General features: G+C 70.7%; 25 protein-coding genes. 9 read left to right on the plus strand and 16 right to left on the minus strand.

Annotated features, from left to right (window positions below; translation table 11 throughout):
• Positions 1 to 61: 61 nt before the first annotated feature.
• Positions 62 to 610 (minus strand): acyl-CoA thioesterase, encoded by a 549-nt coding sequence (locus ABZ441_RS10555; RefSeq protein WP_358970675.1) that lies wholly within the window; start codon positions 608 to 610, stop codon positions 62 to 64.
• Positions 611 to 729: 119 nt separating this feature from the next.
• Here ABZ441_RS10555 and ABZ441_RS10560 point away from each other — a divergent pair, with 119 nt between their 5' ends.
• Positions 730 to 1,998, plus strand: coding sequence for an LCP family protein (locus ABZ441_RS10560; RefSeq protein ID WP_358970677.1), 1,269 nt, complete (start codon positions 730 to 732; stop codon positions 1,996 to 1,998).
• A 151-nt stretch (positions 1,999 to 2,149) separates the two neighbouring features.
• On the opposite strand, the gene ABZ441_RS10565 is transcribed toward ABZ441_RS10560, so the two are convergent.
• Complete coding sequence (locus ABZ441_RS10565; protein ID WP_358970680.1) at positions 2,150 to 2,359, minus strand: DUF397 domain-containing protein; 210 nt, start codon at positions 2,357 to 2,359, stop codon at positions 2,150 to 2,152.
• Positions 2,356 to 3,237 carry a helix-turn-helix transcriptional regulator gene (locus ABZ441_RS10570; RefSeq protein ID WP_358970683.1) on the minus strand — a complete coding sequence of 294 codons (882 nt, stop codon included), beginning with the start codon at positions 3,235 to 3,237 and terminating at the stop codon, positions 2,356 to 2,358. Before ABZ441_RS10570 ends, ABZ441_RS10565 begins: the two co-directional genes overlap by 4 nt.
• Positions 3,238 to 3,400: 163 nt before the next feature.
• Here ABZ441_RS10570 and ABZ441_RS10575 point away from each other — a divergent pair, with 163 nt between their 5' ends.
• The 3 genes from ABZ441_RS10575 (at position 3,401) to ABZ441_RS10585 (ending at position 6,062) form a co-directional block, all read left to right on the plus strand.
• Complete coding sequence (locus ABZ441_RS10575) at positions 3,401 to 3,826, plus strand: ATP-binding protein (protein ID WP_358970685.1); 426 nt, start codon at positions 3,401 to 3,403, stop codon at positions 3,824 to 3,826.
• A 282-nt stretch (positions 3,827 to 4,108) separates the two neighbouring features.
• Complete coding sequence (locus ABZ441_RS10580) at positions 4,109 to 5,161, plus strand: helix-turn-helix domain-containing protein (protein ID WP_358970688.1); 1,053 nt, start codon at positions 4,109 to 4,111, stop codon at positions 5,159 to 5,161.
• 16 nt (positions 5,162 to 5,177) lie between these two features.
• On the plus strand, positions 5,178 to 6,062 hold the full coding sequence (locus tag ABZ441_RS10585; RefSeq protein WP_358970691.1) for a hypothetical protein: 885 nt from the start codon (positions 5,178 to 5,180) through the stop codon (positions 6,060 to 6,062).
• 127 nt (positions 6,063 to 6,189) lie between these two features.
• Here the strand turns inward: ABZ441_RS10585 and ABZ441_RS10590 are convergent, their stop codons facing one another.
• Both ABZ441_RS10590 and ABZ441_RS10595 read right to left on the minus strand, forming a co-directional pair.
• Positions 6,190 to 6,972 carry an isoprenyl transferase gene (locus tag ABZ441_RS10590; RefSeq protein ID WP_205022794.1) on the minus strand — a complete coding sequence of 261 codons (783 nt, stop codon included), beginning with the start codon at positions 6,970 to 6,972 and terminating at the stop codon, positions 6,190 to 6,192.
• Positions 6,973 to 7,146: 174 nt separating this feature from the next.
• A complete protein-coding gene (locus tag ABZ441_RS10595) occupies positions 7,147 to 8,304 on the minus strand; it encodes an acyl-CoA dehydrogenase (protein ID WP_358971121.1) in 1,158 nt (385 codons plus the stop codon).
• Between the two features lie 186 nt (positions 8,305 to 8,490).
• Between ABZ441_RS10595 and ABZ441_RS10600 the strand changes: the two genes are divergently transcribed.
• Complete coding sequence (locus ABZ441_RS10600) at positions 8,491 to 9,834, plus strand: UDP-glucose/GDP-mannose dehydrogenase family protein (protein ID WP_358970694.1); 1,344 nt, start codon at positions 8,491 to 8,493, stop codon at positions 9,832 to 9,834.
• A 30-nt stretch (positions 9,835 to 9,864) separates the two neighbouring features.
• Here ABZ441_RS10600 and ABZ441_RS10605 read toward each other — a convergent pair whose 3' ends face one another.
• Positions 9,865 to 10,389, minus strand: a complete 525-nt coding sequence (locus tag ABZ441_RS10605) for a CGNR zinc finger domain-containing protein (protein WP_358970696.1) — start codon at positions 10,387 to 10,389, stop codon at positions 9,865 to 9,867.
• Positions 10,390 to 10,513: 124 nt separating this feature from the next.
• Between ABZ441_RS10605 and ABZ441_RS10610 the strand changes: the two genes are divergently transcribed.
• A complete protein-coding gene (locus tag ABZ441_RS10610) occupies positions 10,514 to 10,876 on the plus strand; it encodes a VOC family protein (protein WP_358970699.1) in 363 nt (120 codons plus the stop codon).
• A 72-nt stretch (positions 10,877 to 10,948) separates the two neighbouring features.
• Here ABZ441_RS10610 and ABZ441_RS10615 read toward each other — a convergent pair whose 3' ends face one another.
• From ABZ441_RS10615 to ABZ441_RS10625, 3 genes are read right to left on the minus strand one after another with little or no spacing between them, the layout of a single operon-like run.
• Positions 10,949 to 12,151: a dipeptidase gene (locus tag ABZ441_RS10615; RefSeq protein WP_358970702.1), complete on the minus strand. Its 1,203-nt coding sequence runs from the start codon at positions 12,149 to 12,151 to the stop codon at positions 10,949 to 10,951.
• A gap of 7 nt (positions 12,152 to 12,158) precedes the next feature.
• Positions 12,159 to 12,695 (minus strand): 5-(carboxyamino)imidazole ribonucleotide mutase, encoded by a 537-nt coding sequence (gene purE / locus ABZ441_RS10620; protein ID WP_358970705.1) that lies wholly within the window; start codon positions 12,693 to 12,695, stop codon positions 12,159 to 12,161.
• A complete protein-coding gene (locus tag ABZ441_RS10625) occupies positions 12,692 to 13,843 on the minus strand; it encodes a 5-(carboxyamino)imidazole ribonucleotide synthase (RefSeq protein WP_358970708.1) in 1,152 nt (383 codons plus the stop codon). Before ABZ441_RS10625 ends, purE begins: the two co-directional genes overlap by 4 nt.
• 167 nt (positions 13,844 to 14,010) lie before the next feature.
• Here ABZ441_RS10625 and ABZ441_RS10630 point away from each other — a divergent pair, with 167 nt between their 5' ends.
• The gene (locus tag ABZ441_RS10630; RefSeq protein ID WP_358970711.1) at positions 14,011 to 14,529 is read left to right on the plus strand and encodes a GtrA family protein; all 519 of its coding nucleotides are present in this window, start codon (positions 14,011 to 14,013) and stop codon (positions 14,527 to 14,529) included.
• Positions 14,530 to 14,665: 136 nt separating this feature from the next.
• Here the strand turns inward: ABZ441_RS10630 and ABZ441_RS10635 are convergent, their stop codons facing one another.
• Positions 14,666 to 15,934: an ATP-binding protein gene (locus ABZ441_RS10635; protein WP_358970714.1), complete on the minus strand. Its 1,269-nt coding sequence runs from the start codon at positions 15,932 to 15,934 to the stop codon at positions 14,666 to 14,668.
• Between the two features lie 14 nt (positions 15,935 to 15,948).
• Positions 15,949 to 16,626: a response regulator transcription factor gene (locus ABZ441_RS10640; RefSeq protein ID WP_099177243.1), complete on the minus strand. Its 678-nt coding sequence runs from the start codon at positions 16,624 to 16,626 to the stop codon at positions 15,949 to 15,951.
• Between the two features lie 488 nt (positions 16,627 to 17,114).
• Between ABZ441_RS10640 and ABZ441_RS10645 the strand changes: the two genes are divergently transcribed.
• Positions 17,115 to 18,605 carry an oligopeptide:H+ symporter gene (locus ABZ441_RS10645; protein WP_358970718.1) on the plus strand — a complete coding sequence of 497 codons (1,491 nt, stop codon included), beginning with the start codon at positions 17,115 to 17,117 and terminating at the stop codon, positions 18,603 to 18,605.
• A 114-nt stretch (positions 18,606 to 18,719) separates the two neighbouring features.
• Here ABZ441_RS10645 and ABZ441_RS10650 read toward each other — a convergent pair whose 3' ends face one another.
• Both ABZ441_RS10650 and ABZ441_RS10655 read right to left on the minus strand, forming a co-directional pair.
• Positions 18,720 to 19,211 carry an ATP-binding protein gene (locus ABZ441_RS10650; protein ID WP_358970721.1) on the minus strand — a complete coding sequence of 164 codons (492 nt, stop codon included), beginning with the start codon at positions 19,209 to 19,211 and terminating at the stop codon, positions 18,720 to 18,722.
• Positions 19,212 to 19,411: 200 nt separating this feature from the next.
• On the minus strand, positions 19,412 to 19,780 hold the full coding sequence (locus ABZ441_RS10655; protein WP_358970724.1) for an STAS domain-containing protein: 369 nt from the start codon (positions 19,778 to 19,780) through the stop codon (positions 19,412 to 19,414).
• Positions 19,781 to 20,073: 293 nt separating this feature from the next.
• Here ABZ441_RS10655 and ABZ441_RS10660 point away from each other — a divergent pair, with 293 nt between their 5' ends.
• Positions 20,074 to 21,066: an RNA polymerase sigma factor SigF gene (locus ABZ441_RS10660; protein ID WP_358970727.1), complete on the plus strand. Its 993-nt coding sequence runs from the start codon at positions 20,074 to 20,076 to the stop codon at positions 21,064 to 21,066.
• Between the two features lie 84 nt (positions 21,067 to 21,150).
• On the opposite strand, the gene hutI is transcribed toward ABZ441_RS10660, so the two are convergent.
• The 3 genes from hutI to ABZ441_RS10675 all read right to left on the minus strand — a co-directional run bounded on the left by hutI (position 21,151) and on the right by ABZ441_RS10675 (position 25,054).
• A complete protein-coding gene (hutI, locus tag ABZ441_RS10665; RefSeq protein WP_358970730.1) occupies positions 21,151 to 22,332 on the minus strand; it encodes an imidazolonepropionase in 1,182 nt (393 codons plus the stop codon).
• 137 nt (positions 22,333 to 22,469) lie between these two features.
• Positions 22,470 to 23,840 carry a formimidoylglutamate deiminase gene (locus ABZ441_RS10670; protein ID WP_358970733.1) on the minus strand — a complete coding sequence of 457 codons (1,371 nt, stop codon included), beginning with the start codon at positions 23,838 to 23,840 and terminating at the stop codon, positions 22,470 to 22,472.
• Entirely contained in the window at positions 23,831 to 25,054 is a 1,224-nt protein-coding gene (locus tag ABZ441_RS10675) for an allantoate amidohydrolase (RefSeq protein WP_358971124.1), read from the minus strand. Before ABZ441_RS10675 ends, ABZ441_RS10670 begins: the two co-directional genes overlap by 10 nt.
• Between the last annotated feature and the right edge of the window lie 78 nt (positions 25,055 to 25,132).

Here is a 25,132-nt window from a genome sequence, read left to right on the forward strand (position 1 = left end):
ATGTGCCCCACTTCGACCGTCCGTAACTTCCCAACGACCGAATCGGTGAATCGGTGGCCGGCTAGTCGTCGATGCCCTCGGCGGCGCGCTGCTCCCGCAGCTCCTTGATCGCGCGCCGCCTGGCGAGGCGGTGCGTGCGCCGGATCTGCGCCTCCTGGTAGCGGCGCTTGTCACGCTCCGTCTCCGGGGCCACCTGCGGTACGCGCCGCGGCTTGCCCTCCTCGTCGACCGCCGCGAACACCAGATAGGCGCTCCCCACCTGCTGGGCCGGGGTCGACTCGTTCCACCGTTCCGCCATGACCCGGACGCCGACCTCCATCGAGGAGCGGCCGGTCCAGTTCACCTGGGCTCGGACGTGAACAAGGTCACCGACGCGCACCGGCTCCAGGAAGACCATCTCGTCCATGGAGGCCGTCACGGCCGGGCCACCGGAGTGCCGGCCCGCGACCGCCCCGGCCGCGTCGTCGACCAGCTTCATGATCACACCGCCGTGCACCGTACCCAGGAGGTTGGTGTCGTTGCCGGTCATGATGTGGCTGAGGGTGGTCCGGGAGGCCGAGGTCGGCTTGACCGGAACGTCACCCTCCGGTGTCTGGGGCTGATCTGTCATGCCGTCCACCTTATGCGGGGGCTTGCACCCGTCCGCATTGCATCAGCTTCGCAACAGCCGTGCCCCGATCTCCCGTACACCTTGTAAGAGGCACTGGTCGAGACGGCACACTGTTCGGTATGAGCGATTGGCCCGAAGGACGCAACGGCGGACCCGACGAGCGCTACGGACGGGGCAGTGCGAGCCCGCGGCCCGAGAGTGCCCGCGCCATGCCGCACGTCCGGCGGCGCCCCGCGCCGCCGCAGTCCCCGCCCCACATCCCGCCCCAGCAGGGCCAGGGGTACGGCGGTCACGGCGAGGCCCCCGGCTACGACAGTGGCTACAACACGGGCCAGGTCTACGGCGGCGGCGGTCAGGGTGGCGGCGGCCGTGGCGGTGACAGCGGTTACGTCCAGCCCCGCCCCGCCCCGAACTGGGGCCGGCGCCTCAAGGTCGGCACCCTGACCCTCGTGGTCGCGCTGCTCGCGGTCTCCATCGGCACGTACTTCTGGGCTGACGGCAAGCTCAAGCGCGAGGTCGACCTCTCCAAGGTCATCGAGCGCCCCTCCGAGGGCGACGGCACGAACTACCTCATCGTCGGCTCCGACAGCCGCGAGGGCATGACGGCCGAGGACAAGAAGAAGCTGCACACCGGCTCCGCCGAGGGCAAGCGGACCGACTCGATGATGATCCTGCACGACGGCTCCAACGGCCCGACGATGATCTCCCTGCCCCGCGACTCCAACGTCGAGATCCCCAGCTTCGTCGGTTCCGAGTCCGGCAAGAAGTTCGCGGGGACGGGCCGCACGACGAAGCTGAACGCCGCGTACGCCGAGGACGGCCCGGAGCTGCTGGTCCGTACGGTCGAGTTCAACACCGGACTGCGCATCGACCACTACGTCGAGATCGGCTTCGGCGGTTTCGCCAAGATCGTGGATGCCATCGGCGGCGTCGAGATGGACATCCCCAAGGCGTTCAAGGACAAGAAGTCCGGCGCCGACTTCCAGGCCGGCAAGCAGACGCTGAACGGCGAGCAGTCCCTCGCCTTCGTCCGCACCCGGTACGCGTTCGCCGGCAGTGACCTGGACCGCACGAAGAACCAGCAGAAGTTCCTCGCGGCCCTGGCCTCCCAGACGGCGACCCCGTCGACGATCCTCAACCCGTTCAAGCTCTACCCGACGATGGGCGCGGGCCTGGACACGGTGGTCGTGGACAAGGACATGTCGCTCTGGTCGCTCGGCAACATGTTCTTCGCGATGAAGGGCGTCACCGGCGGCGAGGGCAAGTCGATGAACATCCCGCTCTCGGGCCAGAGCGTGAACGGCAACCTCGTCTGGGACAAGGACAAGGTCAAGCAGCTCGTGGAGCAGCTGAAGAACGACGAGAAGGTCACGGTCAAGGGCAGCTGACCGCGGGCTCGGCGACAAGGTCCGGACGGTTCTCCGTCCGGACCTTTCGTTTCGGCGTGCGCCATACCGCCTTTTAGGGTTCGGACAGTTGACGGTGGGGAGCATCGCGCCCCGTAGCCGAGCCCAAGCTCGGCTACGGGGCGCGAGTTGCTCAGCTCCCAGCCGCGTGCGCCACGAAGTTCGTCCAGGCGGTCCGCTCAAAGCCGAGGTGCGGCCCTGGCACACTCTTCGAGTCACGGACGAGAATCGTGCCGACGGTCCTCGCCACCTCGACGCAGGAATCACCTTCGCTGCTGCTGCTGTAGCTGCTCTTGAACCAATCCAGCCCTGAAGCACCCCCGGCAGAGGTCTCGCGGATCATGTCTCTCCCAGCATGTGCTCGATGAAGGTCAGCGACTCCCGTGGCGTGAGCGCCTGAGCCCGGATCATTCCATAGCGCAGTTCGAGGATCCTGAGCTGTTTCGGGTCGGACACCGGTCGACCGGCGAAAGCGCCGTCCGAGCGCCCCACCGCCGCCCCGTCCTCGAACTTCAGCACCTCGATCACCCCGTCCATCCCCGCATGTTCCTCACGGCCGGTCGGCATCACCTGGATCTCAACGTTCCGCAACTGCCCCACTTCCAGGAGGCGTTGCAGCTGCCGTCGCAACACCATTGTGCCTCCCACAGGACGGCACAGGGTCACTTCTTCCTGGACGAAACTGAGCGCTGGTGCCGGTGTCCTTCCGAAGACTCGCTGCCTGGACATGCGCGCGGCCAGCACCCGATCGACCTCGTCCTCTGAGTACGCAGGCCGCCGCATCTCGAACAACGCCCGCGCGTACTCCGGCGTCTGCAACAAGCCGTGGATGTTGTGGTTGCCGTACAACCCCATCTCGACTGCCCGCTCCTCCAGCTTCGCCAGCTCCCGCACCTTCTTCGGGTACCGGACCTCCGCCATCTCCCGTTTCATCATGGCGAGCTTCCCGCCCGCCCCCAGTACCTCGTCCGCCCGGTCCAGGAACTCCGGCCGTGGAATCCGCCGCCCTCCCTCGACCTTGTAGACCAGGTCCTCGCCGTACCCGATCGCCGCCCCGAACTCGCCGGCCCGCATCCCGGCCGCCTCCCGCCAGGCCTTGATCTGGCGGCCCACGGCGGCGACCACCGCCACCCCCGACTCGTCGTCAGGATCGACGTCCCAGCCGGGCTCGTCCGCCCCGCCGCCCTCCACCCGCTGCGTACCGGCCTCGTCCACGCTCATCCGTGCCCCACTTCCGACGTGCATGCCGTCCCTGCTCAACCCTGTACGTCCCCAGCCGGTCACCCCGGACAGCCGGGACAGCACTGGACAAGCGCGGGACAATCACCGTACGTAAGGGTCTCGTCACTGTTCACCGTACGCACGCGCGGCCACGCTGAGTGATGTGACCCAAGAAATCACCCGAACCGAACATTCCGCTCCCACCCGGCAGTTCACCGTGCTGCTCTCCCCCACCCGCCGGGGTACGCGGCTCGCCCGCCTCCTCGCCACGGCGCACCTGAGCGACTGGGGACTGCCCACGGAGTCGGCCGCGCACATCGTCGCCGAGTTGGCCGCGAACGCCACCGTTCACGGCCGTGTACCGGGCCGGGACTTCCAACTGAGCCTCGCCGTCCACGACGACGGACTCCTTCGCATCGCGGTGACCGACGCGCGCGGCGAGCGGCTACCGCTCCCGTCACCACCGGCCGACCAGACGGAATCCGGGCGCGGCCTGCTGATCGTCGAGGCACTCGCGGACCGCTGGGGCGTGGACGTCGGGCCCGTCCCGCGCAAGACCGTCTGGGCCGAACTCGACCTCGCACCGTGACCACCGCCACCGGGTCGCGGGAACCCACGACCCGGTGGGCCGCGACACGGCGTCCCACGACGCATAAGGCTTGAAAGAACGCGGTGAAATCACCCTCCCCACCCCAACCCGACCCCACTCCGTCCCCATCACTCGCGCGGGTGACATAGGGCAACTCGGCTGGATTTCGGGTGGGTTGCCGGGCATATGCTCACCTCGACCACCACAGACATGCGACGGCCCCCGGCCGGGACTGCGAATCCCGATCGAGGGCCTGACCACCGAGGAAGAGAAAGCTTCCCGATGGATACCCAGCAGGTTATCGCGCCCCCGTGCGCCCCGCCCCCGTCATCCGGGGACGTCACACCGTCGTCCGGTGTCATCCACCTCAACATCCGGCACACCGCCGGGTTCACGGTCATCGGTAACCATCTCGCCCAGCATCGCGGCCTCTCGCTCGTCGCGATCGGGCTCGCCGTGCACATCCAGTCGCTGCCCACCGGGGCGAGGATCGGCATCAAGCGGCTCGCCGACCGCTTCCCGGAGAGCGAGACCCGCATCGCCGCCGCCCTGCGGGAGCTGGAAGCCACCGGTTACCTCCACCGCAGCCGCGTACGCCTCCCGGGCGGCCGCATCGTGACGCGCACGCTCTCGTACAACCAGCCGGGCGCGGACGCGCCCACCACCACGCCCCGGCCGCAGACCAGGCCAAGGCGGCCCGCCCCTCCGCAGCACACGACCCGCCCGAGCGAGCCCGCCGCCGAGCCGCCCCGGCCGTTGCCCGATCCGGTAGCCGCCGACGTGCCCGGCCCTGCGCCGAAGCCGCCCGCACCCCTGGTCGTCGCGACGCCGCGGCCGAAACCCGCAGCACCTGCCACCCCCGCACCCCACACGCAGCCCGCCCCCGTCCTCGTGCCGCCCCCGACCGCCCGAATTGCCCCACCCCCGCCGCTGCCTCAGCCCCAGGCGTCCACCCAGGAGCTCCAGCGGGCGGCCTCCGCGCTCCTCGCCGACCTGCGCCGTCACACACCCCAACTCACGCTCTCCGAGCACGACATCAACACCCTCGCCCCCGGTGTCGCGGCCTGGCTCGAACGCGACGCCCACCCCGACACCATCCGCCGCGCCCTCACCCACGACCTGCCGGTCCCGCTCAGGCATCCGGCGAAGCTGCTGCGCCACCGCGTCACCACACTTCTGCCGCCCCCGCTGCCCGGCGCGCAGGACCTCGCTCCCGCGCGCCGCAGCGTCGTCGTCATCCCGCTCCAGAACTGCGACCGCTGCGACCGCGCCTTCCGCTCACGCCACCCGGGCCACTGCCGCGGCTGCCGCACCGACCTGCCCACAGCAGCCTGATCCCGAACGGAACCCCATGGTCAGCGCACCGCACGAAGCGATGCACCGCGTCTTCCAGGAATACCCGAGCCTGTTCACCAGCGTCTCCGAGGCACTGGGCGTCACCTTCCCACCCGCCACCTCCGCGAAGGTCATGACCACCGACCTCACCGAGAACCGGCCGCTGGAACGTCGCGTCGACACCCTCCTGCGCATCGAGACCGAGAACGACGGGCCCTTCCTCCTCGCCGTCGAGGCCCAGGGCAGGAAGGACCCCGACAAGCCGACCAGCTGGGCCTACTACCTCGCCCACCTCCTGGAGAAGTACCGGCTCCCCACGACCCTGCTCGTCGTCTGCCAGGACCGCGGCACCGCCGCATGGGCGGCCCGCCCCGTCCCCCTGGGCGCACCGCAGTGGCCGGCGCTCACCCTGCGCCCCCTCGTCGCCGGGCCCCACAACATGCCTGTCATCACCGACGTGGCCGAGGCCCGCAAGGACCCGGCGTTCACCACGCTGGCCCTCATCACGCACGCCGACGATCCGGACATCGGTGCCATACTGAAAACGCTGTCGACCACCCTGCGGGACACACCGGAAAGCATCGCGAACCCGCTCGTCGAACTCACCGCGCAAGGCCTGGGCAACCGCCCCGCCGCACGACAATGGAGGAACCTGGTGGCCGTGGACCTCTCCTTCTACACCTCACCGCTCTCCGAGGAAATCCGGGACGAAGGCCGAGCCGCAGGCCGAGCCGCAGGCCGAGCCGAAGACATCCTGCGGTTGCTCCGGCTGCGCGGCGTCCCCGTCCCCGACGAGGCCCGCGAGAAGATCGCCGGCTGCGACGACCTGCACCTCCTGGACCGGTGGTTCACCGGCGCCGTCACCGCCACCACCGCCGAGGACGTCTTCGCCGAGGAGTGATCCCGGCCTGCGGTGCTCGCCGCCGATGAGCCCGGGGGCCGGAGCCGGCGCCCGGCTGTTCCCCGAGGTCCCTCACCCATGCAGGGTGAGGGACCTCCGTCCGTTCCGGCCGGGCGTCAGCAGGCGGTCACTTGCCGAACCGGCGCTGCCTTCCGGCGTACGAGCGGATCGCGCGCAGGAAGTCCACACGGCGGAACGCCGGCCAGTAGCAGTCCACCCAGTGCATCTCCGCGTACGCGGACTGCCAGAGCAGGAAGCCCGACAGCCGCTGCTCCCCGGACGTCCGGATGATGAAGTCGGTGTGGTCGGCGGTCGGCGAGTACAGGTGCCGGGAGATGTCGTCGATGTCGAACCGCTCGGCCAGCTCGGCGGGGTCACCGCCGGCCGCGATGTGCGCCGCGAAGGCGCTCTTGACCGCGTCGACGATCTCGCGCCGTCCGCCGTAGCCGATCGCGATGTCCACCTTGAGCCCGGTGCGCCCGGCCGTCGTGGCGGTGGCGTCCTTGAGGACCTCGGCGGTGGCGCCGGGCAGCAGGTCGAGCGAGCCGATCACCTGGACCTCCCAGGGACGGCCGGCGGCCGTGATGTCCTGGACGGTCTCCTTGATGATCTCGATCAGCGGCCCGAGTTGTTCGGCGGGGCGTCCGAGGTTGTCGTCGGACAGCATGAAGAGGGTCACGCGCTCGATTCCGGCGGCCGTGCACCAGTCCAGGAACTCGGTCGCCTTGGCGCCGCCGGCCCGGTACCCCTCGCGGAGGTCCGTGTGGCCTGCCTGCCGGGCCCAGCGCCGGTTGCCGTCGAGCATGACCCCGACGTGCTGCGGGCGTGGCAACCCCACCAGCGTGGAGGCCAGTCGGCGCTCGTACACCGCCTCTATGGGCCGTCTGAGAAACAGCGGGAGCAGCTTCACGAACCAACTCCATCACGTCGCGGTCAGCCTCTGCGGACCTTATCAGCGGCGTACGGTGCGCACCCACAGGAGCCCCGACGGCGGTGCCCCACAGGCCACTTGGTACCCGCCGCGCCCATGGGTACGGCCCCCGGCTCGAGGCCGGGGGCCGAGAGACGCACAGGGAGGAGACTGTTACGGCAGGTTGCGGGCCATGACGATCCGCTGGACCTGGTTCGTGCCCTCGTAGATCTGGGTGATCTTGGCGTCGCGCATCATGCGCTCCACCGGGTAGTCCCGCGTGTAGCCGTAGCCGCCGAGCAGTTGGACGGCGTCCGTGGTGACCTCCATCGCGACGTCGGAGGCGAAGCACTTGGCCGCGGCGCCGAAGAAGGTCAGGTCGCTGTCGAGGCGCTCGGACTTGGCTGCCGCCGAGTAGGTGAGCTGACGGGCGGCCTCCAGCTTCATCGCCATGTCGGCGAGCATGAACTGGATGCCCTGGAAGTCGCCGATCGGCTTGCCGAACTGCTTGCGCTCCTGGACGTAGCCCTTGGCGTAGTCGAGGGCGCCCTGGGCGATGCCGAGCGCCTGGGCCGCGATCGTGATGCGGGTGTGGTCCAGGGTCTTCATCGCCGTGGCGAAGCCGGTGCCCTCCTCGCCGATCATCCGGTCGGCGGGGATGCGGACGTTGTCGAGGTAGACCTCGCGCGTCGGGGAGCCCTTGATGCCGAGCTTCTTCTCCGGGGCGCCGAAGGAGACGCCCTCGTCGGACTTCTCCACGACGAACGCCGAGATGCCCTTGGAGCGCTTCGTCGGATCCGTCACGGCCATCACCGTGTAGTACTCGGACTCGCCCGCGTTGGTGATCCAGCGCTTCACACCGTTGAGGACCCAGAAGTCACCGTCCCGGACGGCCTTGGTCTTCATGCCGGCCGCGTCCGAGCCGGCGTCCGGCTCGGAGAGCGCGTACGAGAACATCGCGTCGCCCTTGGCGAGCGGACCCAGGTACTTCTTCTTGAGGTCCTCGGAGCCGGAGAGGATCACCGGGAGCGAGCCAAGCTTGTTCACGGCCGGGATGAGGGAGGAGGACGCGCAGACACGGGCCACCTCCTCGATCACGATGACCGTGGCGAGCGCGTCGGCGCCCGCGCCGCCGTACTCCTCCGGGACGTGGACCGCGTGCAGGTCCGAGGCGACCAGTGCGTCCAGGGCCTCCCGCGGGAAGCGGGCCTCCTCGTCCACCGCGGCGGCGTGCGGGGCGATCTTCGCCTCGGCGAGCGAACGGATCGTCTCGCGGAGCATGTCGTGCTCCTCGGCCGGACGGTACAGGTCGAAATCGGTCGAACCCGCCAAGACGCTCACTCCCCAAGAATGCTAACTACCGTTAAGTAACCCAATTTTAGTGTCCCGGGCGGGCGGAGGCATACGGGCGGGGCACGTGAGCTTGCCGACAGCTGCGGAAGCCGTCTCGGAACAGGTGCCCCACAGGCCCCGGATATGCTCGGTCCGCACGTCTGTCCGCATCGTTCAGGAGCACCCATGGCCCTCAGGATCACCGTGATCGGCACCGGCTACCTCGGCGCCACCCATGCCGCGGCCATGGCGGAACTCGGCTTCGAAGTCCTCGGGCTCGACGTCGTGCCCGAGAAGGTCGAGATGCTCTCGGCCGGCAGGGTGCCCATGTACGAGCCGGGGCTCGAGGAGATCCTGCAGAAGCACGTCGCGGGCATCGAGGGGTCCACCGGGCGACTGCGGTTCACCACCTCCTGGGAGGAGATCGGCGCGTTCGGTGATGTGCACTTCGTCTGCGTGAACACTCCTCAGAAGCACGGCGAGTACGCCTGCGACATGAGCTACGTGGACAGCGCCTTCGCGTCGCTGGCCCCCCAGCTGACCCGTCCCGCCCTGGTCGTGGGCAAGTCCACCGTGCCGGTGGGCTCCGCCGCCCGGCTGGCGGCGCGGCTCGCAGAGCTGGCACCGGTGGGCGCGGACGCCGAGCTGGCCTGGAACCCCGAGTTTTTGCGCGAGGGCTTCGCGGTGAAGGACACGCTGCACCCGGACCGGGTCGTCGTCGGCGTGGAGAGCGAGCGGGCCGAGAAGCTGCTGCGCGAGGTCTACGCGGGCCCGATCGCCGAGGGTTCGCCCTTCGTCGTGACGGACTTCCCCACTGCCGAGCTGGTGAAGACCTCCGCCAACTCCTTCCTCGCGACCAAGATCTCCTTCATCAACGCCATGGCCGAGGTCTGCGAGGCCGCCGACGGCGATGTCGTGAAGCTCGCGGAGGCGATCGGCCACGACGAGCGCATCGGGAAGAAGTTCCTGCGGGCCGGGATCGGCTTCGGCGGGGGCTGCCTGCCCAAGGACATCCGGGCCTTCATGGCGCGCGCCGGTGAGCTGGGCGCGGACCAGGCGCTGACCTTCCTGCGGGAGGTCGACTCCATCAACATGCGGCGGCGCGGCCACATGGTGGAGCTGGCCCGCGAGGCCGTGGGCGGGGGGTCGTTCCTGGGCACGCGCGTCGCGGTTCTGGGCGCCACCTTCAAGCCGGACTCGGACGACGTGCGCGACTCCCCGGCCCTGAACGTCGCCGGACAGATCCACCTGCAGGGCGGCCAGGTCACCGTCTTCGACCCGAAGGGCATGGACAACGCCCGCCGCCTCTTCCCGACGCTCGGTTACGCGGACACGGCGCTGGACGCGGTGCGTGGCGCGGACGTGGTGCTGCACCTGACGGAGTGGCGCGAATTCCGGGAGCTGGACACGGTGTCGCTGGGTGAGGCCGCGGGGAAGCGGATCATCCTGGACGGCCGCAACGCGCTCGACCCCACCGTGTGGCGCGAAGCCGGGTGGACGTACCGGGCGATGGGCCGTCCGAAGGCCTGACGCGGCAGGGCTGCGGGGGCGGATCCGCCCTCAGCCCGCCCCCGTGTCCCGTCGGGCGCGGTACGTGCGCATCTTGGCGCGGGCTCCGCACACCGACATGGAGCACCAGCGGCGGCGACCCGCCGGGCTGCGGTCGTAGTAGGCCCAGCGACAGTCCTCGGCCTCGCACGCCTTGAGCCGTGCCCAGGTGCCGCCGGTCGCGCCCTCCGCGACGGCCGCGGCGACGCGGGCCGTCAGCCCCGGAGGCTCGGCGACCGGCCGCAGCGCGGCGCCACCGGCGGCGTCCACGGTGACCCGGAGCGGTGCGGCGGCGAGGAGACGGTCGAGCGGGGGCGACGCCGAGCCCTCCGGCGGGCGGTGTCCGGCGTGCGTGAGGCAGACCGCGCGCAGCGCCTCGCGCAGGATTCGCGCTTCCGCCACGTCCGCCTCGGTCAGGCCGAAGGCCGCGCGCCCTTCCTGCGTACCGAGGGTGTCCGCGCCGGTCTCCACGTCCAGCGTGTTGACCAGGCTCTCGATCAAGGCGAGTCCCCCGGGGGCAGCCGCCTCCTCATTCATGGTTGCGAGGTTACCGCCTTTGCGGGAGCATGCAGTAACCGTTACCTGTTGAAAGCATGAGACGGTAACCGGGTGACGGCAGTCCGCCGCTCCCGTCGCGGTTCCGATCCGAGAAGGAGACGCCATGACCGTCGCCAAGCTGGGTACCGTCGTCCTGGACTGCCCCGACCCCGTCGCCCTGGCCGATTTCTACGCCCAGGTGCTCGGCGGCAGGACCGAGGACGACGGTGAGGGCTGGGTCGACCTGAAGACGGACGACGGCACGGCGCTGGCCTTCCAGGCCGCGCCCGGTCACGTACCGCCGCGGTGGCCGCGGGCCGACGCCCCGCAGCAGTTCCATCTCGACCTGACGGTGGAGGACCTGGACGCGGCGGAGCGGGAGGTGCTGTCGCTGGGGGCGACACTGCTGGAGGCGGGCGAGCCGTCACGCGGTTGGCGCGTGTACGCCGACCCCGCGGGGCACCCGTTCTGTCTGTGCGCCTGCTGAGGACCGGGACACGCGCGGGGGGCGGGGGGCTGTGTCAGCCCCCCGCCCCCGCCACCCTGCCCGGTCAGGAGGTCAGCGCAGGGGCCCGTCCAGCTCGCCGATCGTCGCGTGGGACGGACCGACCCGGGTGCTCAGGTCGCGGGACACCGCTTCCGCGTCGCGCAGGACCCGTACGGCGTTCTGCCACGTCAGCTTGGCCACGTCGGTATCCGACCAGCCGCGCGTGAGCAGCTCCGCGATCAGGTACGGGTAGCCCGAGACGTCCTCCAGCTCCAGCGGGAGGAACGCCGTGCCGTCGTAGTCGCCGCCGATGCCGATGTGGTCGATCCCGGCGATCTCGCGCATGTGGTCGAGGTGGTCCGCGATCGTCCCCACGGTGGCCATCGGGCGCGGGTTGAGCGCTTCGAAGTCCGCGTGAATCCGCATGGCGGCCGGGGTGGTGTCCAGGTGGTGCAGGCCGTGCTCCCGCATGTTGCGGTCGGCGGCGAGCGTCCACTCGACGGCCGCCGGCAGGACGAACTTCGGTACGAAGGTCGCCATGGCCAGGCCGCCGTTGGCGGCGAGCATCCGCAGCACGTCGTCGGGGATGTTGCGCGGGTGGTCGCAGACCGCCCGGGACGAGGAGTGCGAGAAGATCACCGGCGCCACGGAGGTGGCGAGCGCGTCACGCATCGTGGTGGCAGCCACGTGCGAGAGGTCGACCAGCATCCCGGCGCGGTTCATCTCGCGCACGACCTCACGGCCGAACTCCGACAGGCCGCCGACGCGCGGGGAGTCGGTCGCCGAGTCCGCCCAGTCGGTGTTGTCGTTGTGCGTGAGCGTCATGTAGCGGACGCCGAGGGTGTGCAGCGCGCGCAGGGTGGCCAGGGAGTTGTTGATCGAGTGGCCGCCCTCGGCCCCCATCAGGGAGGCGATACGGCCCTCGGCACGGGCCTTCTCCATGTCGTCGGCGGTCAGGGCGCGCCGCAGGTCGTCCGGGTAGCGGGTCAGCATCTCGCCGACCACGTCGATCTGCTCCAGCGTGGCGCTGACCGCGTCGTCGCCGGTCAGCCGGGTGGAGACGTAGACGGACCAGAACTGCGCGCCGACACCGCCGACCCGCAGCCGCGCGATGTCGGTGTGCAGGATGCCGGTCTGGTCCTGGGAGATGTCGCGGGCGTCGAGGTCGTAGCCGACCTGCTCGCGAAGGGCCCAGGGGAGGTCGTTGTGGCCGTCGACGACGGGGTGGGCGGCCAGGAGGAGGCGGGCCCGGTCGAGATTCCGAGGACTGGTCACGGAGTGCCTACTTCCCGAAGCCGAAGGAGTCCGCGGCCTGGGTCTTGGCGCGCAGCCGCTTGCCCTTCTCCGTCGCCTGGTCCTTGAGCTCCTGCTGGAAGTCCTTCATCCGCGTGAGCAGCTCGCCGTCGTGGGCGGCGAGGATGCGGGCGGCGAGCAGGCCGGCGTTACGGGCGCCGCCGACGGAGACCGTGGCGACGGGGACCCCGGCCGGCATCTGGACGATGGACAGCAGGCTGTCCATTCCGTCGAGGTACTTCAGCGGCACGGGGACGCCGATCACGGGGAGCGGGGTGACGGAGGCGAGCATGCCGGGCAGGTGAGCCGCTCCGCCCGCTCCCGCGATGATCGCCTTCAGGCCACGGTCCGCCGCCGACTCGCCGTACGCGATCATCTCGTGCGGCATGCGGTGGGCGGAGACGACGTCGACCTCGTAGGGGATGTCGAACTCGCCCAGGGCCTTCGCGGCGGCTTCCATCACGGGCCAGTCGGAGTCGGAGCCCATGACGATGCCGACGACGGGGGCGGAACCAGGTGCGGTCATTCGGTGATCGTTCCTCGCAGGTAGTCGGCCGCGTGCCGGGCGCGCTCCCGCACGTCCGCCAGATCGTCGCCGTAGGTGTTGACGTGGCCCACCTTGCGGCCGGGCTTCACGTCCTTGCCGTACATGTGGATCTTGAGCTGCGGGTCACGGGCCATGCAGTGCAGGTACGCCTGGTACATGTCCGGGTAGTCGCCACCGAGGACGTTGGACATGACCGTCCAGGTGGCGCGCGGACGGGGATCACCGAGCGGGAGGTCGAGAACCGCCCGCACGTGGTTGGCGAACTGCGAGGTGACCGCCCCGTCCTGGGTCCAGTGCCCGGAGTTGTGCGGGCGCATCGCGAGCTCGTTGACGAGGATGCCGGGCTTCCCGTCGGGTCCCCGCGTCTCGAAGAGCTCGACCGCGAGGTGGCCCACCACACCGAGTTCGGCGGCGATCCGCAGGGCCAGCTGCTGGGCTTCGCCGGCGAGCCGTTCGTCGAGGTCGGGCGCCGGGGCGATGACGGTGTCGCAGACCCCGTCGACCTGGATGGACTCGACGACCGGGTAGGCGACGGCCTGGCCGTGCGGAGAGCGGACGATGTTGGCCGCGAGCTCGCGGGTGAAGTCGACCTTCTCCTCGGCGAGGACGGGGACGCCGGCACGGAAGGGCTCGGCGGCGTCCGCCTCGGAGCGGACCACCCAGACGCCCTTGCCGTCGTAGCCGCCGCGGACCGTCTTGAGGATGACGGGGAAGCCCCCCACCTCCTCGGCGAAGGCGGCGGCGTCGGCCGTGTCCTTCACGATGCGGTGGCGGGGGCAGGGCGCGCCGATCTCCGTGAGTCTGGCGCGCATCACCCCCTTGTCCTGGGCGTGCACGAGGGCGTCGGGGCCGGGGCGCACGGGAATGCCGTCCGCCTCCAGAGCCCGCAGGTGCTCGGTCGGCACATGCTCGTGATCGAAGGTGATCACGTCGCAGCCGCGTGCGAAGTCGCGCAGTGTCTCCAGGTCGCGGTAGTCGCCGACGACGACTTCGCCGACCACCTGGGCGGCCGAATCCTGGGGGGTGTCACTGAGGAGCTTGAATTTCAGGCCGAGGGGAATGCCCGCCTCGTGGGTCATTCGGGCGAGCTGGCCGCCGCCGACCATGCCGACTACAGGGAACGTCACCTGTCCAGGGTATCGGGCGTGCGGGGGCTCCCCTCTACCAGCGGTCTCCGGCGGCTCCCCGGGGGCGGCCTCGTCACGTGGTCCGGCAGGCACACGGACATCGCACGGGAGGGCTGGTTAGCATGGCCGGGTTGACGAAACCGACCGGACGGGGCTGAGCGATCACCATGAGCGAACGGGGCGCACTGCGGACCCGGCTTGAGCTGCTGGCCCGGGAGGTCGCCAAGTTCGGCGCGGTCGGCGCGGCCGGGCTGGTCGTGAACATCGTCGTCTCCAACCTGATCTGGCGCACCACGGAGATCCCGGTGGTGCGGGCCGGGCTGATGGGGACGGTCGTCGCCATCCTCTTCAACTACGTCGGCTTCCGTTACTGGACCTACCGGGACCGCGACAAGACCGGCCGGACGCGGGAACTGATGCTGTTCCTGCTGTTCAGCGCCGTCGGCGCGGTGATCGAGACCGGCGTGCTCTACGTGGCGACGTACGGCTTCGGCTGGGACAGCCCGGTCCAGAGCAACGTCTTCAAGATCGTCGGAATCGGCATCGCCACACTGTTCCGCTTCTGGTCGTACCGCACCTGGGTGTTCAGGGCGCTGCCGGCCAAGGAGGCCGTGCTCAGCGCGGAACGGTTTCTGGAACAGCGGCGACCCTCCGACGAGGTAGCACCCGGCCCCGTGCCCCACTGAGGCTCGGCGCACCGGCCGCAGGGATTCCCGGACGCTCGGCCAACCCGGCCGCCCACGGCCCCCGACGCTCGGCGAACCCGGCCGCCCACGGCCCCCGACGCTCAGCGGGCCCGGCCGTACCAGGCCCCCCGGGCGCTCAGCGCACAGGCCGTACGGATTCCCTGCGGTTCGGCGCGACCCGGCTGAGGAAGAGGGCGAAGACCGGCGGCTGCTGCTGGAGCAGTTCGAGCCGGCCGCCGTCGGCCTCGGCGAGGTCCCTGGCCACGGCGAGGCCGATTCCGGTGGAGTTGCGGCCGCTGATGGTGCGCTCGAAGATCCGCGCCCCGAGGTCGGCGGGGACACCCGGGCCCTCGTCCGTGACCTCGACGACGACCTGGTTGCCGGTGACGCGGGTACGCAGCGCGACCGTGCCGCCACCGTGCATCAGCGAGTTCTCGATCAGCGCGGCGAGCACCTGGGCGACGGCGCCCGGGGTGCCGACGGCCTCCAGTCCGTGCTTGCCGGAGCAGACGACGGCGCGGCCGGCGCTGCGGTAGGCGGGGCGCCACTCCTCGATCTGCTGCTTGACGACCTCGTCGAGGTCGAAGACGACGGCGGAGCCGGTGCGCGGGTCGCGGGAGTTCGTCAGCAGCCGCTGCACCACGTCCGTGAGCCGCTCGACCTGGGTGAGCGCGATGTTCGCCTCCTCCTTCACCGTCTCCGGGTCGTCGGTGACGGAGATCTCCTCGATCCGCATGGAGAGGGCGGTCAGAGGGGTGCGGAGCTGGTGCGAGGCGTCCGCGGCGAGTCGCCGTTCCGCGGTCAGCATCCGGGCGATCCGCTCGGCGGAGGACTCCAGGACGTCGGCGACCCGGTCGAGCTCCGTCACCCCGTACCGCTTGTGCCGGGGACGGGGGTCGCCCGATCCGAGGCGCTCGGCGGTCTCGGCGAGGTCGGTGAGCGGGGACGTCAGCCGGTCGGCCTGGCGTACGGCGAGGAGTACGGCGGAGATGATGGCGAGCAGCGCCACCGCGCCGATGATCAGCAGGGTCCGGCCGACCTCACGGGTCACGGCCGAGCGGGACTCCTCGACGGTGACCTTCTCGCCCTGCTCCCCCGTCTCCGTGGCGCGGGTGACGTCGCTGTCCGTGGGACGCTCGCCGACCTCGATGGGGGACCGCCCGGGGATCTCGACCCGGGCGTAGCGGCTGGGGTCCACCTGCTCGGCGAGGACCTGCGGGGTGATCCGTTCCGCGCCGAGCAGCCGGCTCTCGACGACGCTGATCAGCCGGAAGGCCTCGGCGTCGACGCTTTCCTGGGCACTGTTGCTGATGGTGCGGGTCTCGACGATGACGAGGGAGACGCCGAAGACGGCGATCACGACGAGCACCACGGCGAGCGTGGAGTTGATCAGTCGGCGGCGCATGAGTGTTCTGTACGTCAGCTCTTCTCGAACCGGAAGCCGACGCCCCGGACGGTGGCGATGTAGCGCGGATTGGCCGCGTCGTCGCCGAGCTTCTTGCGGAGCCAGGAGATGTGCATGTCGAGGGTCTTGGTGGAGGACCACCAGGTGGTGTCCCAGACCTCACGCATCAGCTGGTCGCGGGTGACGACCCGGCCGGCGTCCCGCACGAGCACGCGCAGCAGGTCGAACTCCTTGGCCGTGAGCTGGAGTTCCTCGTCCCCCATCCACGCCCGGTGCGACTCGACGTCGATCCTCACGCCGTGCGTGGCGGGCTGCGGCGCCGGCTCGGTGGCGCCGCGGCGCAGCAGGGCCCGGACCCGGGCGAGGAGTTCGGCGAGGCGGAAGGGCTTGGTGACGTAGTCGTCGGCCCCGGCGTCCAGGCCGACCACGGTGTCGACCTCGTCGGCCCGGGCCGTGAGCACCAGGATCGGCACCGCGTGGCCGTCGGCCCGCAACCGCCTGGCGACCTCCAGACCGTCCATGCCGGGCAGCCCCAGGTCGAGGACGACCAGGTCGATGCCTCCCTGGAGTCCGGCGTCGAGTGCGGTCGGGCCGTCCTCGCGGACCTCGACCTCGTAACCCTCACGACGCAGGGCGCGAGCCAGTGGCTCCGAGATGGAAGCGTCGTCCTCGGCGAGCAGTACACGGGTCATGCAGTGATGGTAGTCCGCGCGGGCCTGCCGGGGTGAAGCGCTGGTCAGGCCCTGCGGGTCAGGGACACGAATCGGTCATCCTCCTTCGAATATGGGAACGTGGTTCCACGTACACCTGTGATCCATGTCTCAAGTCCTTCCATATCCCCGCGTGTCGTGTCGTATGGTTGCTCGACGCCTGTTGCACCGCCGAAGGACCTTTGGGCAGCTTTTCGCGCCAAGGGTCTCTTTTGTGTACGGGTCGGTTCCCGCCGGCCCCGATCAGTGAATGACCTGTGGGCCGGGCCCGGAACGCGAGAACGCGCGCCGGGCGTGGATCCCGGAGCGGTCTGCCCCACGACCCCGCCCCCGAACTCCTCACGGAGCGGGCGGCCGGATCGGATCCCCTCGAGGCGTCAGGGGTGGGGTGCGTCCGCCCGGTGCCGGCCACCCCCCACCGGGCGCGTACCGCTCACAAGGCGGCGCGTCCCGACCAGCAAGGATCGACCATGGCGTCCAGCCTGACGAAGGACTCGGCCAGTACTCCTGGTTCGGAGAAGACCTTCTTCGGCCACCCCCGCGGCCTGGCCACTCTCTTCATGACGGAGATGTGGGAGCGCTTCAGCTACTACGGCATGCGCGCCCTTCTCCCGCTCTACCTGATCGCTCCCAACGGGCTTCACATGAACCCCGCCACGGCCACTGCGATCTACTCGGTCTACCTGTCGCTGGTGTACCTGCTCGCCATGCCCGGCGGCTGGTTCGGCGACCGCGTCTGGGGCCCCCGCAAGACCGTCGCCATCGCGGGCGGCGTCATCATGCTCGGCCACCTGACGCTGGCACTGCCCGCCGAGGGCACCTTCTTCGCCGGGCTCGGCCTGGTGGCCATCGGCTCCGGTCTGCTGAAGTCGAACATCTCGACGATGGTCGGCCACCTCTACGACGGCCCGGACGACCCGCGCCGTGACGGTGGCTTCACGATCTTCTACATGGGCATCAACATGGGTGCCTTCGCGGCGCCTCTGGTGATCGGCACCGTGGGCGAGAACGTCAACTGGCACCTCGGCTTCGCCCTGGCGGCGGTCGGCATGGGACTCGGTGTCGTGCAGTTCCTGCTCGGCACCCGCCACCTGAACGAGCGCAGCCTCGTCGTGCCGAAGCCGCTGTCCGCCGACGAGCGCGCGTCCACGCTGCGCAAGTCGATGATCTGGCTGGGCATCGCGGCCGTCTTCTACATCGGCACCGTCGTCACCGGCGTCTACACGCTGAACTGGCTGCTGGTCCCGATCACGATCGCCGGCCTGGTCATCCCGGTCATGGTCCTGACGCGCATCAAGCGCGACAAGGAGCTCAGCGAGACCGAGCAGAAGAAGATGTCCGGCTACATCTGGTTCTTCGTGGCCGCCGCCATCTTCTGGATGATCTACGACCAGGGCGGTTCGACCCTGGCGATCTTCGCCGACTCCTCGGCGGAGAACTCGGTCCTCGGCTGGGACTTCCCGGTGTCCTGGTACCAGTCGGTCAACCCGGTCCTGATCATGGCGCTGGCCCCGGTCTTCGCCGCCTTCTGGATGGCGCTGAACCGTAGGGGCAAGGAGCCGAGCACGGTCGTGAAGTTCAGCTCCGGCCTGGTGCTGGTCGGTGCGTCGTTCTTCCTCTTCCTGGCGCCGCTGACCATCGCGGGCGACGGCCACAAGGCCGCCGCGATGTGGCTGGTCGCGATCTACTTCGTCCAGACCGTCGGCGAGCTGACGCTGTCCCCGGTCGGCCTGTCGGTCACCACGAAGATGGCCCCGGCCAAGTACGCCAGCCAGATGATGGGTGTCTGGTTCCTGGCCGTGACCGCCGGTGACTGCACCACGGGCCTGCTGTCCCTCGCGGGTGTCGAGCTCAACGGCACCGGGGTGGTGGCACTCCAGGCCGCGCTCGCGGTCGCCGCGGGTGTCGCGATCTTCATGTACCGCGGCAAGGTCAAGACGCTCATGGGCAACGTCCGCTGACACGGACACCGCCGCCACGACTCAGGCCCCGCACCGGTCACCGGTGCGGGGCCTGAGTCGTACGCGTGGAGGGATGTGAGCGGACCGGGGGCGGCCCGCCCACGGAGCCGAGGGCTACGCGGGCGCCGCGAGCTCCGCCCAGACGGTCTTGCCGGGCTGCTCGGGCGTACGCGACACACCCCAGTCGAGGCAGAGCCGCTGCACGATGAACATGCCGTGCCCGCCGGGACGCCCCGGGCGGTGCGGGGTGCGCGGCGCGGGCTGCCCCGCACCGCCGTCGGCGACCTCCACCCGGAGCTTCTTGGACAGGAGGGCGATACGGAGCTCCTCGGGACCGTCCGCGTGCAGGCAGGCGTTCGTGACGAGCTCGGAGACGACCAGCAGGACGTCCTCCGCCGCCGCCCGCCGGTCGGCGCCCGACGCGGGCAGCCAGCCCCAGTCGTGGAGTGCCTGCCGGGCGAAGTCGCGGGCCATCGGCACGATGCCGCTGGCCTCTCTCAGCGAGAGCGTGCGCCACTGCCGTTCAGCGGGCACGGCAGGGGCGGGGCCCGTACCGTCCGGCTCGCGGCCGAGGTCGCCCGGCGGATGCTGCCGGGTGGTGCCCATCAGCGCTTCACCTCACCGATTCACCGTGTGTTGCCATCGAACAGATATTGATCAGATACAGAGCGTGAGGGCTTGAACGACCTCGACAGGGTGTCTCCTGCCCGGCGGATCGGTGACGACACCCACTTCGTGCGCGCCATGAGCGTGACTCGCGCGATAGTCGGGATCCCGAGGCTTCGGATGCGCACAGGAGACCACTGTCAGCTGTTCAGTGCCTCTTCGAGCGAGGCGTGGACGGTGAAGACCGCCTCCGCACCCGTGATCTCGAAGACGCGCGCCACCACAGGCTGCATTCCGGCCAGGTGAACCCCGCCCCCTGCGGCCTCCGCCTTCAGGCGGGCGCCGAGCAGCACGTTGAGCCCTGTGGAATCGCAGAAGTCGAGTCGCGAGCAGTCGACCACCAGGCGTGTACGCCCTTCGTCGACCGCGCTCTCCAGAGGCTCGCGCAGCAGATCGGCGGTGTGGTGATCGAGTTCACCCACCGGCGTCACGACTTCACTTCGGCCATCGGTCCGGACGTCGACCTGAAGTCGACCCCGGTTCGCGCTGCCGACCGTCCCGCGGTCCATGCCCGTCCCTCTTCGCCGTCCGTCACTACCCGCGCTCCTGGTGTGCGCGGCTTCATCGTGGCTACCCCCGACGTGGGGGAAACATTACGCGTTTCCCTCGCCACACGGTAGTCGGAGAACTCCACAAACCGGACATACAGGCTTATTTGGCGCTTGTAACTCGTGGCTGGAACCGGGTAAGGGTAGAAGAGACATCTGCACCAGGAATTGCGATCGGCTTCGGAGGCGCCGCTTCACCGCAGGAACACGTATGGGCATCGGCAGCCATATGCCGAGAACGATGGAGGAGAACCATGTCACCCCGGCTCGACGTATCGCGTACCCACATCGCGACGTCGGCATGTCCTCAGGGACCGACCGATTCCGACTCCGCTGCCGCGATCGCCGTACCCGGCCCGCGCACCAGCACCAGCACGACCGGCACCACCACCGACCCGACCGCCGACGACCACCTTCCGAGCGAGGGGTTCGAGGGTCTCGAGGAACTCCCCGAGATCCCTCCCTACGCCGAGGTCGGCGCGGTGGACGCCAGGGCCCTGTCGAAGACGCTCTTCGCACGGCTCGAAACCCTCGCCGAGGGCACCCACGAGTACGCGTACGTCCGCAACACGCTCGTCGAGCTCAATCTGGCCCTGGTCAAGTTCGCCGCTGCCCGGTTCCGCTCCCGCAGCGAGCCCATGGAGGACATCGTCCAGGTCGGCACCATCGGCCTGATCAAGGCGATCGACCGCTTCGAGCTCAGCCGGGGTGTGGAGTTCCCGACGTTCGCGATGCCCACCATCGTCGGCGAGATCAAGCGCTTCTTCCGTGACACCAGCTGGTCCGTCCGCGTCCCGCGAAGGCTGCAGGAGCTCCGGCTGGACCTCGCCAAGGCGGGTGACGAGCTGGCCCAGAAGCTGGACCGTGCGCCCACCGTCGTCGAGCTCGCCGAGCGCCTCGGCCTCAGCAGGGACGAGGTCGTCGAGGGCATGGCCGCGAGCAACGCGTACACCGCGAGCTCGCTGGACGCCAAGCCCGAGGACCACGGCGACGGCGGCGAGGCCGCCCTCGCGGACCGCCTCGGCTACGAGGACCACGGCATCGAGGGCATCGAGTACGTCGAGTCCCTCAAGCCGCTCATCGCCTCGCTCCCCCTGCGCGACCGCACGATCCTCTCCATGCGCTTCGTCTCCAACATGACGCAGTCGGAGATCGGCGAGGAGCTCGGCATCTCGCAGATGCACGTGTCCCGGCTCCTGTCCCGGACTCTGGTCAAGCTCAGGAAGGGCCTGACCGTGGAGGAGTGACCCGGCGTCACCGGAACTCCCGGTACCCCCTTGCGGAAGGACCTGCCCGGGCCGACGGGCGGGTCCTTCCGCGTTGCCGGCCTGTCACACGACCCTCCTCCCGCCCCGCCACACCGCGCCGACGAGAGGGACTCCGGGCCGGTAGGCGAGGTGGACGTGGCTCGGCGCGTCGAGGATCACGAGGTCGGCGCGTGCACCGGGGGTGATGCGGCCGATGTCGGAGCGGCGCAGCGCGGCGGCGCCTCCGGCGGTGGCGGACCACACGGCTTCGTCGGGCGTCATACCCATGTCCCGTACGGCGAGGGCGATGCAGAACGGCATGGAGGAGGTGAAGGAGGAGCCCGGGTTGCAGTCCGTGGACAGCGCCACCGTGGCGCCCGCACCCAGGAGCCGGCGGGCGTCGGGCCAGGCCGCGCGGGTGGAGAACTCGGCGCCGGGGAGGAGGGTGGCGACGGTGCGGCCCTGGCCGAGCGCATCGAGGTCGGCGTCGTCGAGGTGCGTGCAGTGGTCGGCGGACGCCGCGTCCAGCTCGACGGCGAGCCGGACCCCGGGGCCGTGGCCCAGCTGGTTGGCGTGGACGCGGGGGTGCAGGCCCCTGGCCAGACCCGCGGTGAGGACCGTGCGCGCCTGGTCCTCGTCGAAGGCGCCCCGCTCGCAGAAGACGTCGATCCAACGTGCGTGCGGGGCACAGGCGTCGAGCATCGGCCCGGTCACGAGGTCGACGTAGCCGGCGGGGTCGTCGGCGTAGTCGGGGGACACGATGTGGGCGCCGAGGAAGGTGACCTCGTCGGTGTGCCTGGCGGCGATGCGCAGGGAGCGTGCCTCGTCCTCGACGGTGAGGCCGTAGCCGGACTTGGTCTCGAAGGTGGTGGTGCCCTGACGGAGCGCCTCGGCCATATAGCGGGCGACGTTGTCGGAGAGCTCCTCGTCGGAGGCGGCCCGGGTGGCGGCCACGGTCGTGCGGATGCCACCCGCGGAGTAAGGGCGCCCGGACATACGGGCGTTGAACTCGGCGGTGCGGTCGCCCGCGAACACCAGGTGGGAGTGGGAGTCCACGAAGCCGGGGATCACCGCGCGGCCGCCCGCGTCGACGGCGTCGTCGGTGGCGGGTGCTCTGCCGGTCTCACCGGTCCAGACGACGCGGTCGCCCTCGATGACGACGGCCGCGTCCCGGACCAGGCCCAGTGGGGTCCCGTCGCCGAGTGAGGGGTCGTTGGTGACCAGGTTCGCGATGTGGGTGATGGCGGTCGTGGCGGTCGTCGTCATCCGGGCACAGCTTTCGTCGGGTTCGCCCGGCGGAACTGCCGGGGGTGTCGGCCGGGGGTCTTCGTCCGGCAGAGGAGGCGGCCGGGTCTCCGGTGCGTGGCCGGGCGGGGGTCCCGGTTCCGGGCCCCGCCGGCCGCTCAGCCGTGCAGGGCGGCGACGGCCGAGGCCAGCGCTCCGGGCACGTCCTCGACACGGGTGTGCCGGCCGTCCCGGACGATGTGCCGTCCCGCGACCACGGTGTGCCGCACATCGGCCGCGGTGGCGGCGAACACGGCCGCTTCGGCTGCCAGCCGGGGCACCGGCCCGGCCGTTCTGACCGAGTCCAGCGCGACGGTGGCGAGATCGGCGGGCGCGCCCGGTTCGAGCACGCCCGCGCCCGGCCGGCCGAGCGCGGCGTGGCCCTGGGCGGAAGCGGCCCTGAGCAGGGCCCCCGCCGTCCAGTGACCGCGCACATGGGTGCGCAGGCGTTCGTTGAGCTCCATCGCCCGGGCCTCCTCGAAGAGATCGATCACGGCGTGGCTGTCGCTGCCCAGCGAGAGGGGGGAGCCCGCGCCCTGGAGCGCGGTGGCGGGCCCGATGCCGTCGGCGAGGTCGCGTTCGGTGGTGGGGCACATGCAGGTGCCCGTCCGGGAGGAGCCGAGCAGTTCGATGTCCCCGGCCGTGAGGTGTGTGTTGTGGATGCCGGTGGTGTGCGGGCCGAGGACCCCGTGGTCGGCGAGGAGCCGGGCGGGGGTGCGGCCGTGGGCGGCGAGGCAGGCGTCGTTCTCCGCGGTCTGCTCGGAGAGGTGGACGTGGAGCGGGACGCCCCGTTCCTGAGCCCACCGCGCGACGACGGAGAGCTGCCCCGCCGGGACGGCCCGGACGGAATGGATCGCGGCGCCGATCACCACCAGGTCGCCGTCGCCCTTGAGGAGGGAGGCACGCTCGGCCCAGGCGTCCGCGGTGGTGTCGGAGAAGCGCAGCTGGTGCCGGCTCGGCTCCTCCCCGAACCCGGCGGCGAGATAGGCGGTGTCGAGCAGGGTGATGCGGATACCGGCCTCGGCCGCGGCGGCGACGAGTGCTTCGCCCATGGCGTTCGGGTCGTCGTAGGGCGTGCCGCCGGGCGCGTGGTGCAGGTAGTGGAATTCGCCCACCGCCGTGATCCCCGCCAGTGCCATCTCGGCGTACGTGGCGCGCGCCAGGTCGTAGTAGGTGTCGGGGGTGAGACGGGAGGCCGTCCGGTACATCAGCTCGCGCCATGTCCAGAAGGTGCCGGAGCCCACCTGGACGGTGGAGCGCAGCGCGCGGTGGAAGGCGTGCGAGTGGGTGTTGGCCAGTCCGGGGACGGTCAGCCCGTGCAGCGCGGTGGCGCCGGGCGGCGGCACGTCGATGCCCGTCCGGACACCGGCGATGCGCCCGCCGGCCACGTCCAGGAGGACGCCCGGCTCGACGTGGGTGCCGAGCCACGCGTGCGACATCCAGTAGGCCGCGGTATCCGGTGTGCCCGTCGGTTGCGTCGTCAGCTGCACGCGAGACCTTCCAGTACGTCGGCGAGTGCCCTCACCCCGGCCACGCAGTCGTCCTCGGCGGCGTGCTCGGCGGGAGAGTGCGAGATCCCGGTGGGGTTCCGTACGAACAGCATGGCGGTCGGCAGGGAAGCGGACAAAATACCCGCATCGTGTCCCGCCCCCGTGCCGAGCAGGGGCACGGTGCGCCCGTCACCGTCAGCGCCGCCGCAGCCCCGCTCCTCCAGCACCCGGCGGATCTCGTCCCGCAGCGCGTGCTGGAAGTCCACCACCGGTGTGAACGACTCGCGTACGACGTCGATATCGATACCGGCCCGCTCGGCGTACTCCCGCGCGGCCCGCTCGACACCGCTCACGACGGCGTCGAGAGTGGCCTGGTCGGGGGCCCGTGAGTCGAGCCAGCCCCGCACGAGGGAAGGGATCGCGTTGACCCCGTTCGGCTCGACGGCGATCTTGCCGAAGGTCGCGAGCCCCCCGGCGAGCTCCGCCTCACGACGGGCCGCGAGCACGGTCTCGGCGTAGGTGAGCATCGGGTCCCGCCGGTCCGCGAGCCGCGTGGTGCCGGCGTGGTTGGCCTCGCCCCGGAAGTCGAACCGCCAGCGGCCGTGCGGCCAGATGGCCGAGGCGACCCCGACCGGGTGACCGCTCAGGTCGAGGGCGCGCCCCTGCTCCACGTGCAACTCCACGAACGCACCGATCCGGGCGAGGCGTTCGGGATCCGGCCCGATGGCGCCGGGGTCGTGTCCCGCGGCCTCCATGGCCTGCGGCAGCGAGACGCCGTCCACGTCGCGGAGCCGGTGCGCGTCCTCGACGCTCAGCCGGCCGGCGGCCAGCCGTGAGCCGACGCAGGCGAGCCCGAAGCGCGCCCCTTCCTCGTCCCCGAAGTTGACGATGGCGAAGGGCTTGTCGAACTCCGCTCCCCTGCGGCGGAGTTCGTCAAGGGCGGCGAAGGAGGACACCACGCCGAGCGGACCGTCGAAGGCTCCGCCGTCGGGCACGGAGTCGAGATGGGAGCCGGTGACCACGGCATCCCCGGCAAGCGGATCGCCCAGCCAGGCCCACTGGTTGCCGTTGCGGTCGGTCTCGTGGACGAGCCCGCGCGTCTCGGCCTGGGCACGGAACCACTCCCGGCACTCCTGGTCGGCACCGGTCCAGGCGTAGCGGCGGTAGCCGCCGCTGCCCGGGTCACGGCCGAGGGGTCCGAGACCGCGCCACATCGCGTCGAAGGACTCGGCCTCGCCGGGCCGGCGCGACGCACCCGCCCCCCGGTCCGACACGGACGTGCCCGCCCCGCG

Source organism: Streptomyces sp. NPDC005752, from assembly GCF_040630715.1.
Classification (GTDB): Bacteria; Actinomycetota; Actinomycetes; order Streptomycetales; family Streptomycetaceae; genus Streptomyces.

Coding starts and splice junctions, on each gene's coding strand:
- ABZ441_RS10555 (WP_358970675.1), bottom strand. CDS start 610: ATGACAGATCAGCCCCAGACACCGGAGGGTGACGTTCCGGTCAAGCCG.
- ABZ441_RS10560 (WP_358970677.1), top strand. CDS start 730: ATGAGCGATTGGCCCGAAGGACGCAACGGCGGACCCGACGAGCGCTAC.
- ABZ441_RS10565 (WP_358970680.1), bottom strand. CDS start 2,359: ATGATCCGCGAGACCTCTGCCGGGGGTGCTTCAGGGCTGGATTGGTTC.
- ABZ441_RS10570 (WP_358970683.1), bottom strand. CDS start 3,237: ATGAGCGTGGACGAGGCCGGTACGCAGCGGGTGGAGGGCGGCGGGGCG.
- ABZ441_RS10580 (WP_358970688.1), top strand. CDS start 4,109: ATGGATACCCAGCAGGTTATCGCGCCCCCGTGCGCCCCGCCCCCGTCA.
- ABZ441_RS10585 (WP_358970691.1), top strand. CDS start 5,178: ATGGTCAGCGCACCGCACGAAGCGATGCACCGCGTCTTCCAGGAATAC.
- ABZ441_RS10600 (WP_358970694.1), top strand. CDS start 8,491: ATGGCCCTCAGGATCACCGTGATCGGCACCGGCTACCTCGGCGCCACC.
- ABZ441_RS10605 (WP_358970696.1), bottom strand. CDS start 10,389: ATGAATGAGGAGGCGGCTGCCCCCGGGGGACTCGCCTTGATCGAGAGC.
- ABZ441_RS10610 (WP_358970699.1), top strand. CDS start 10,514: ATGACCGTCGCCAAGCTGGGTACCGTCGTCCTGGACTGCCCCGACCCC.
- purE (WP_358970705.1), bottom strand. CDS start 12,695: ATGACCGCACCTGGTTCCGCCCCCGTCGTCGGCATCGTCATGGGCTCC.
- ABZ441_RS10630 (WP_358970711.1), top strand. CDS start 14,011: ATGAGCGAACGGGGCGCACTGCGGACCCGGCTTGAGCTGCTGGCCCGG.
- ABZ441_RS10635 (WP_358970714.1), bottom strand. CDS start 15,934: ATGCGCCGCCGACTGATCAACTCCACGCTCGCCGTGGTGCTCGTCGTG.
- ABZ441_RS10640 (WP_099177243.1), bottom strand. CDS start 16,626: ATGACCCGTGTACTGCTCGCCGAGGACGACGCTTCCATCTCGGAGCCA.
- ABZ441_RS10645 (WP_358970718.1), top strand. CDS start 17,115: ATGGCGTCCAGCCTGACGAAGGACTCGGCCAGTACTCCTGGTTCGGAG.
- ABZ441_RS10650 (WP_358970721.1), bottom strand. CDS start 19,211: ATGGGCACCACCCGGCAGCATCCGCCGGGCGACCTCGGCCGCGAGCCG.
- ABZ441_RS10655 (WP_358970724.1), bottom strand. CDS start 19,780: ATGGACCGCGGGACGGTCGGCAGCGCGAACCGGGGTCGACTTCAGGTC.
- ABZ441_RS10660 (WP_358970727.1), top strand. CDS start 20,074: ATGTCACCCCGGCTCGACGTATCGCGTACCCACATCGCGACGTCGGCA.
- hutI (WP_358970730.1), bottom strand. CDS start 22,332: ATGACGACGACCGCCACGACCGCCATCACCCACATCGCGAACCTGGTC.
- ABZ441_RS10675 (WP_358971124.1), bottom strand. CDS start 25,054: ATGTGGCGCGGTCTCGGACCCCTCGGCCGTGACCCGGGCAGCGGCGGC.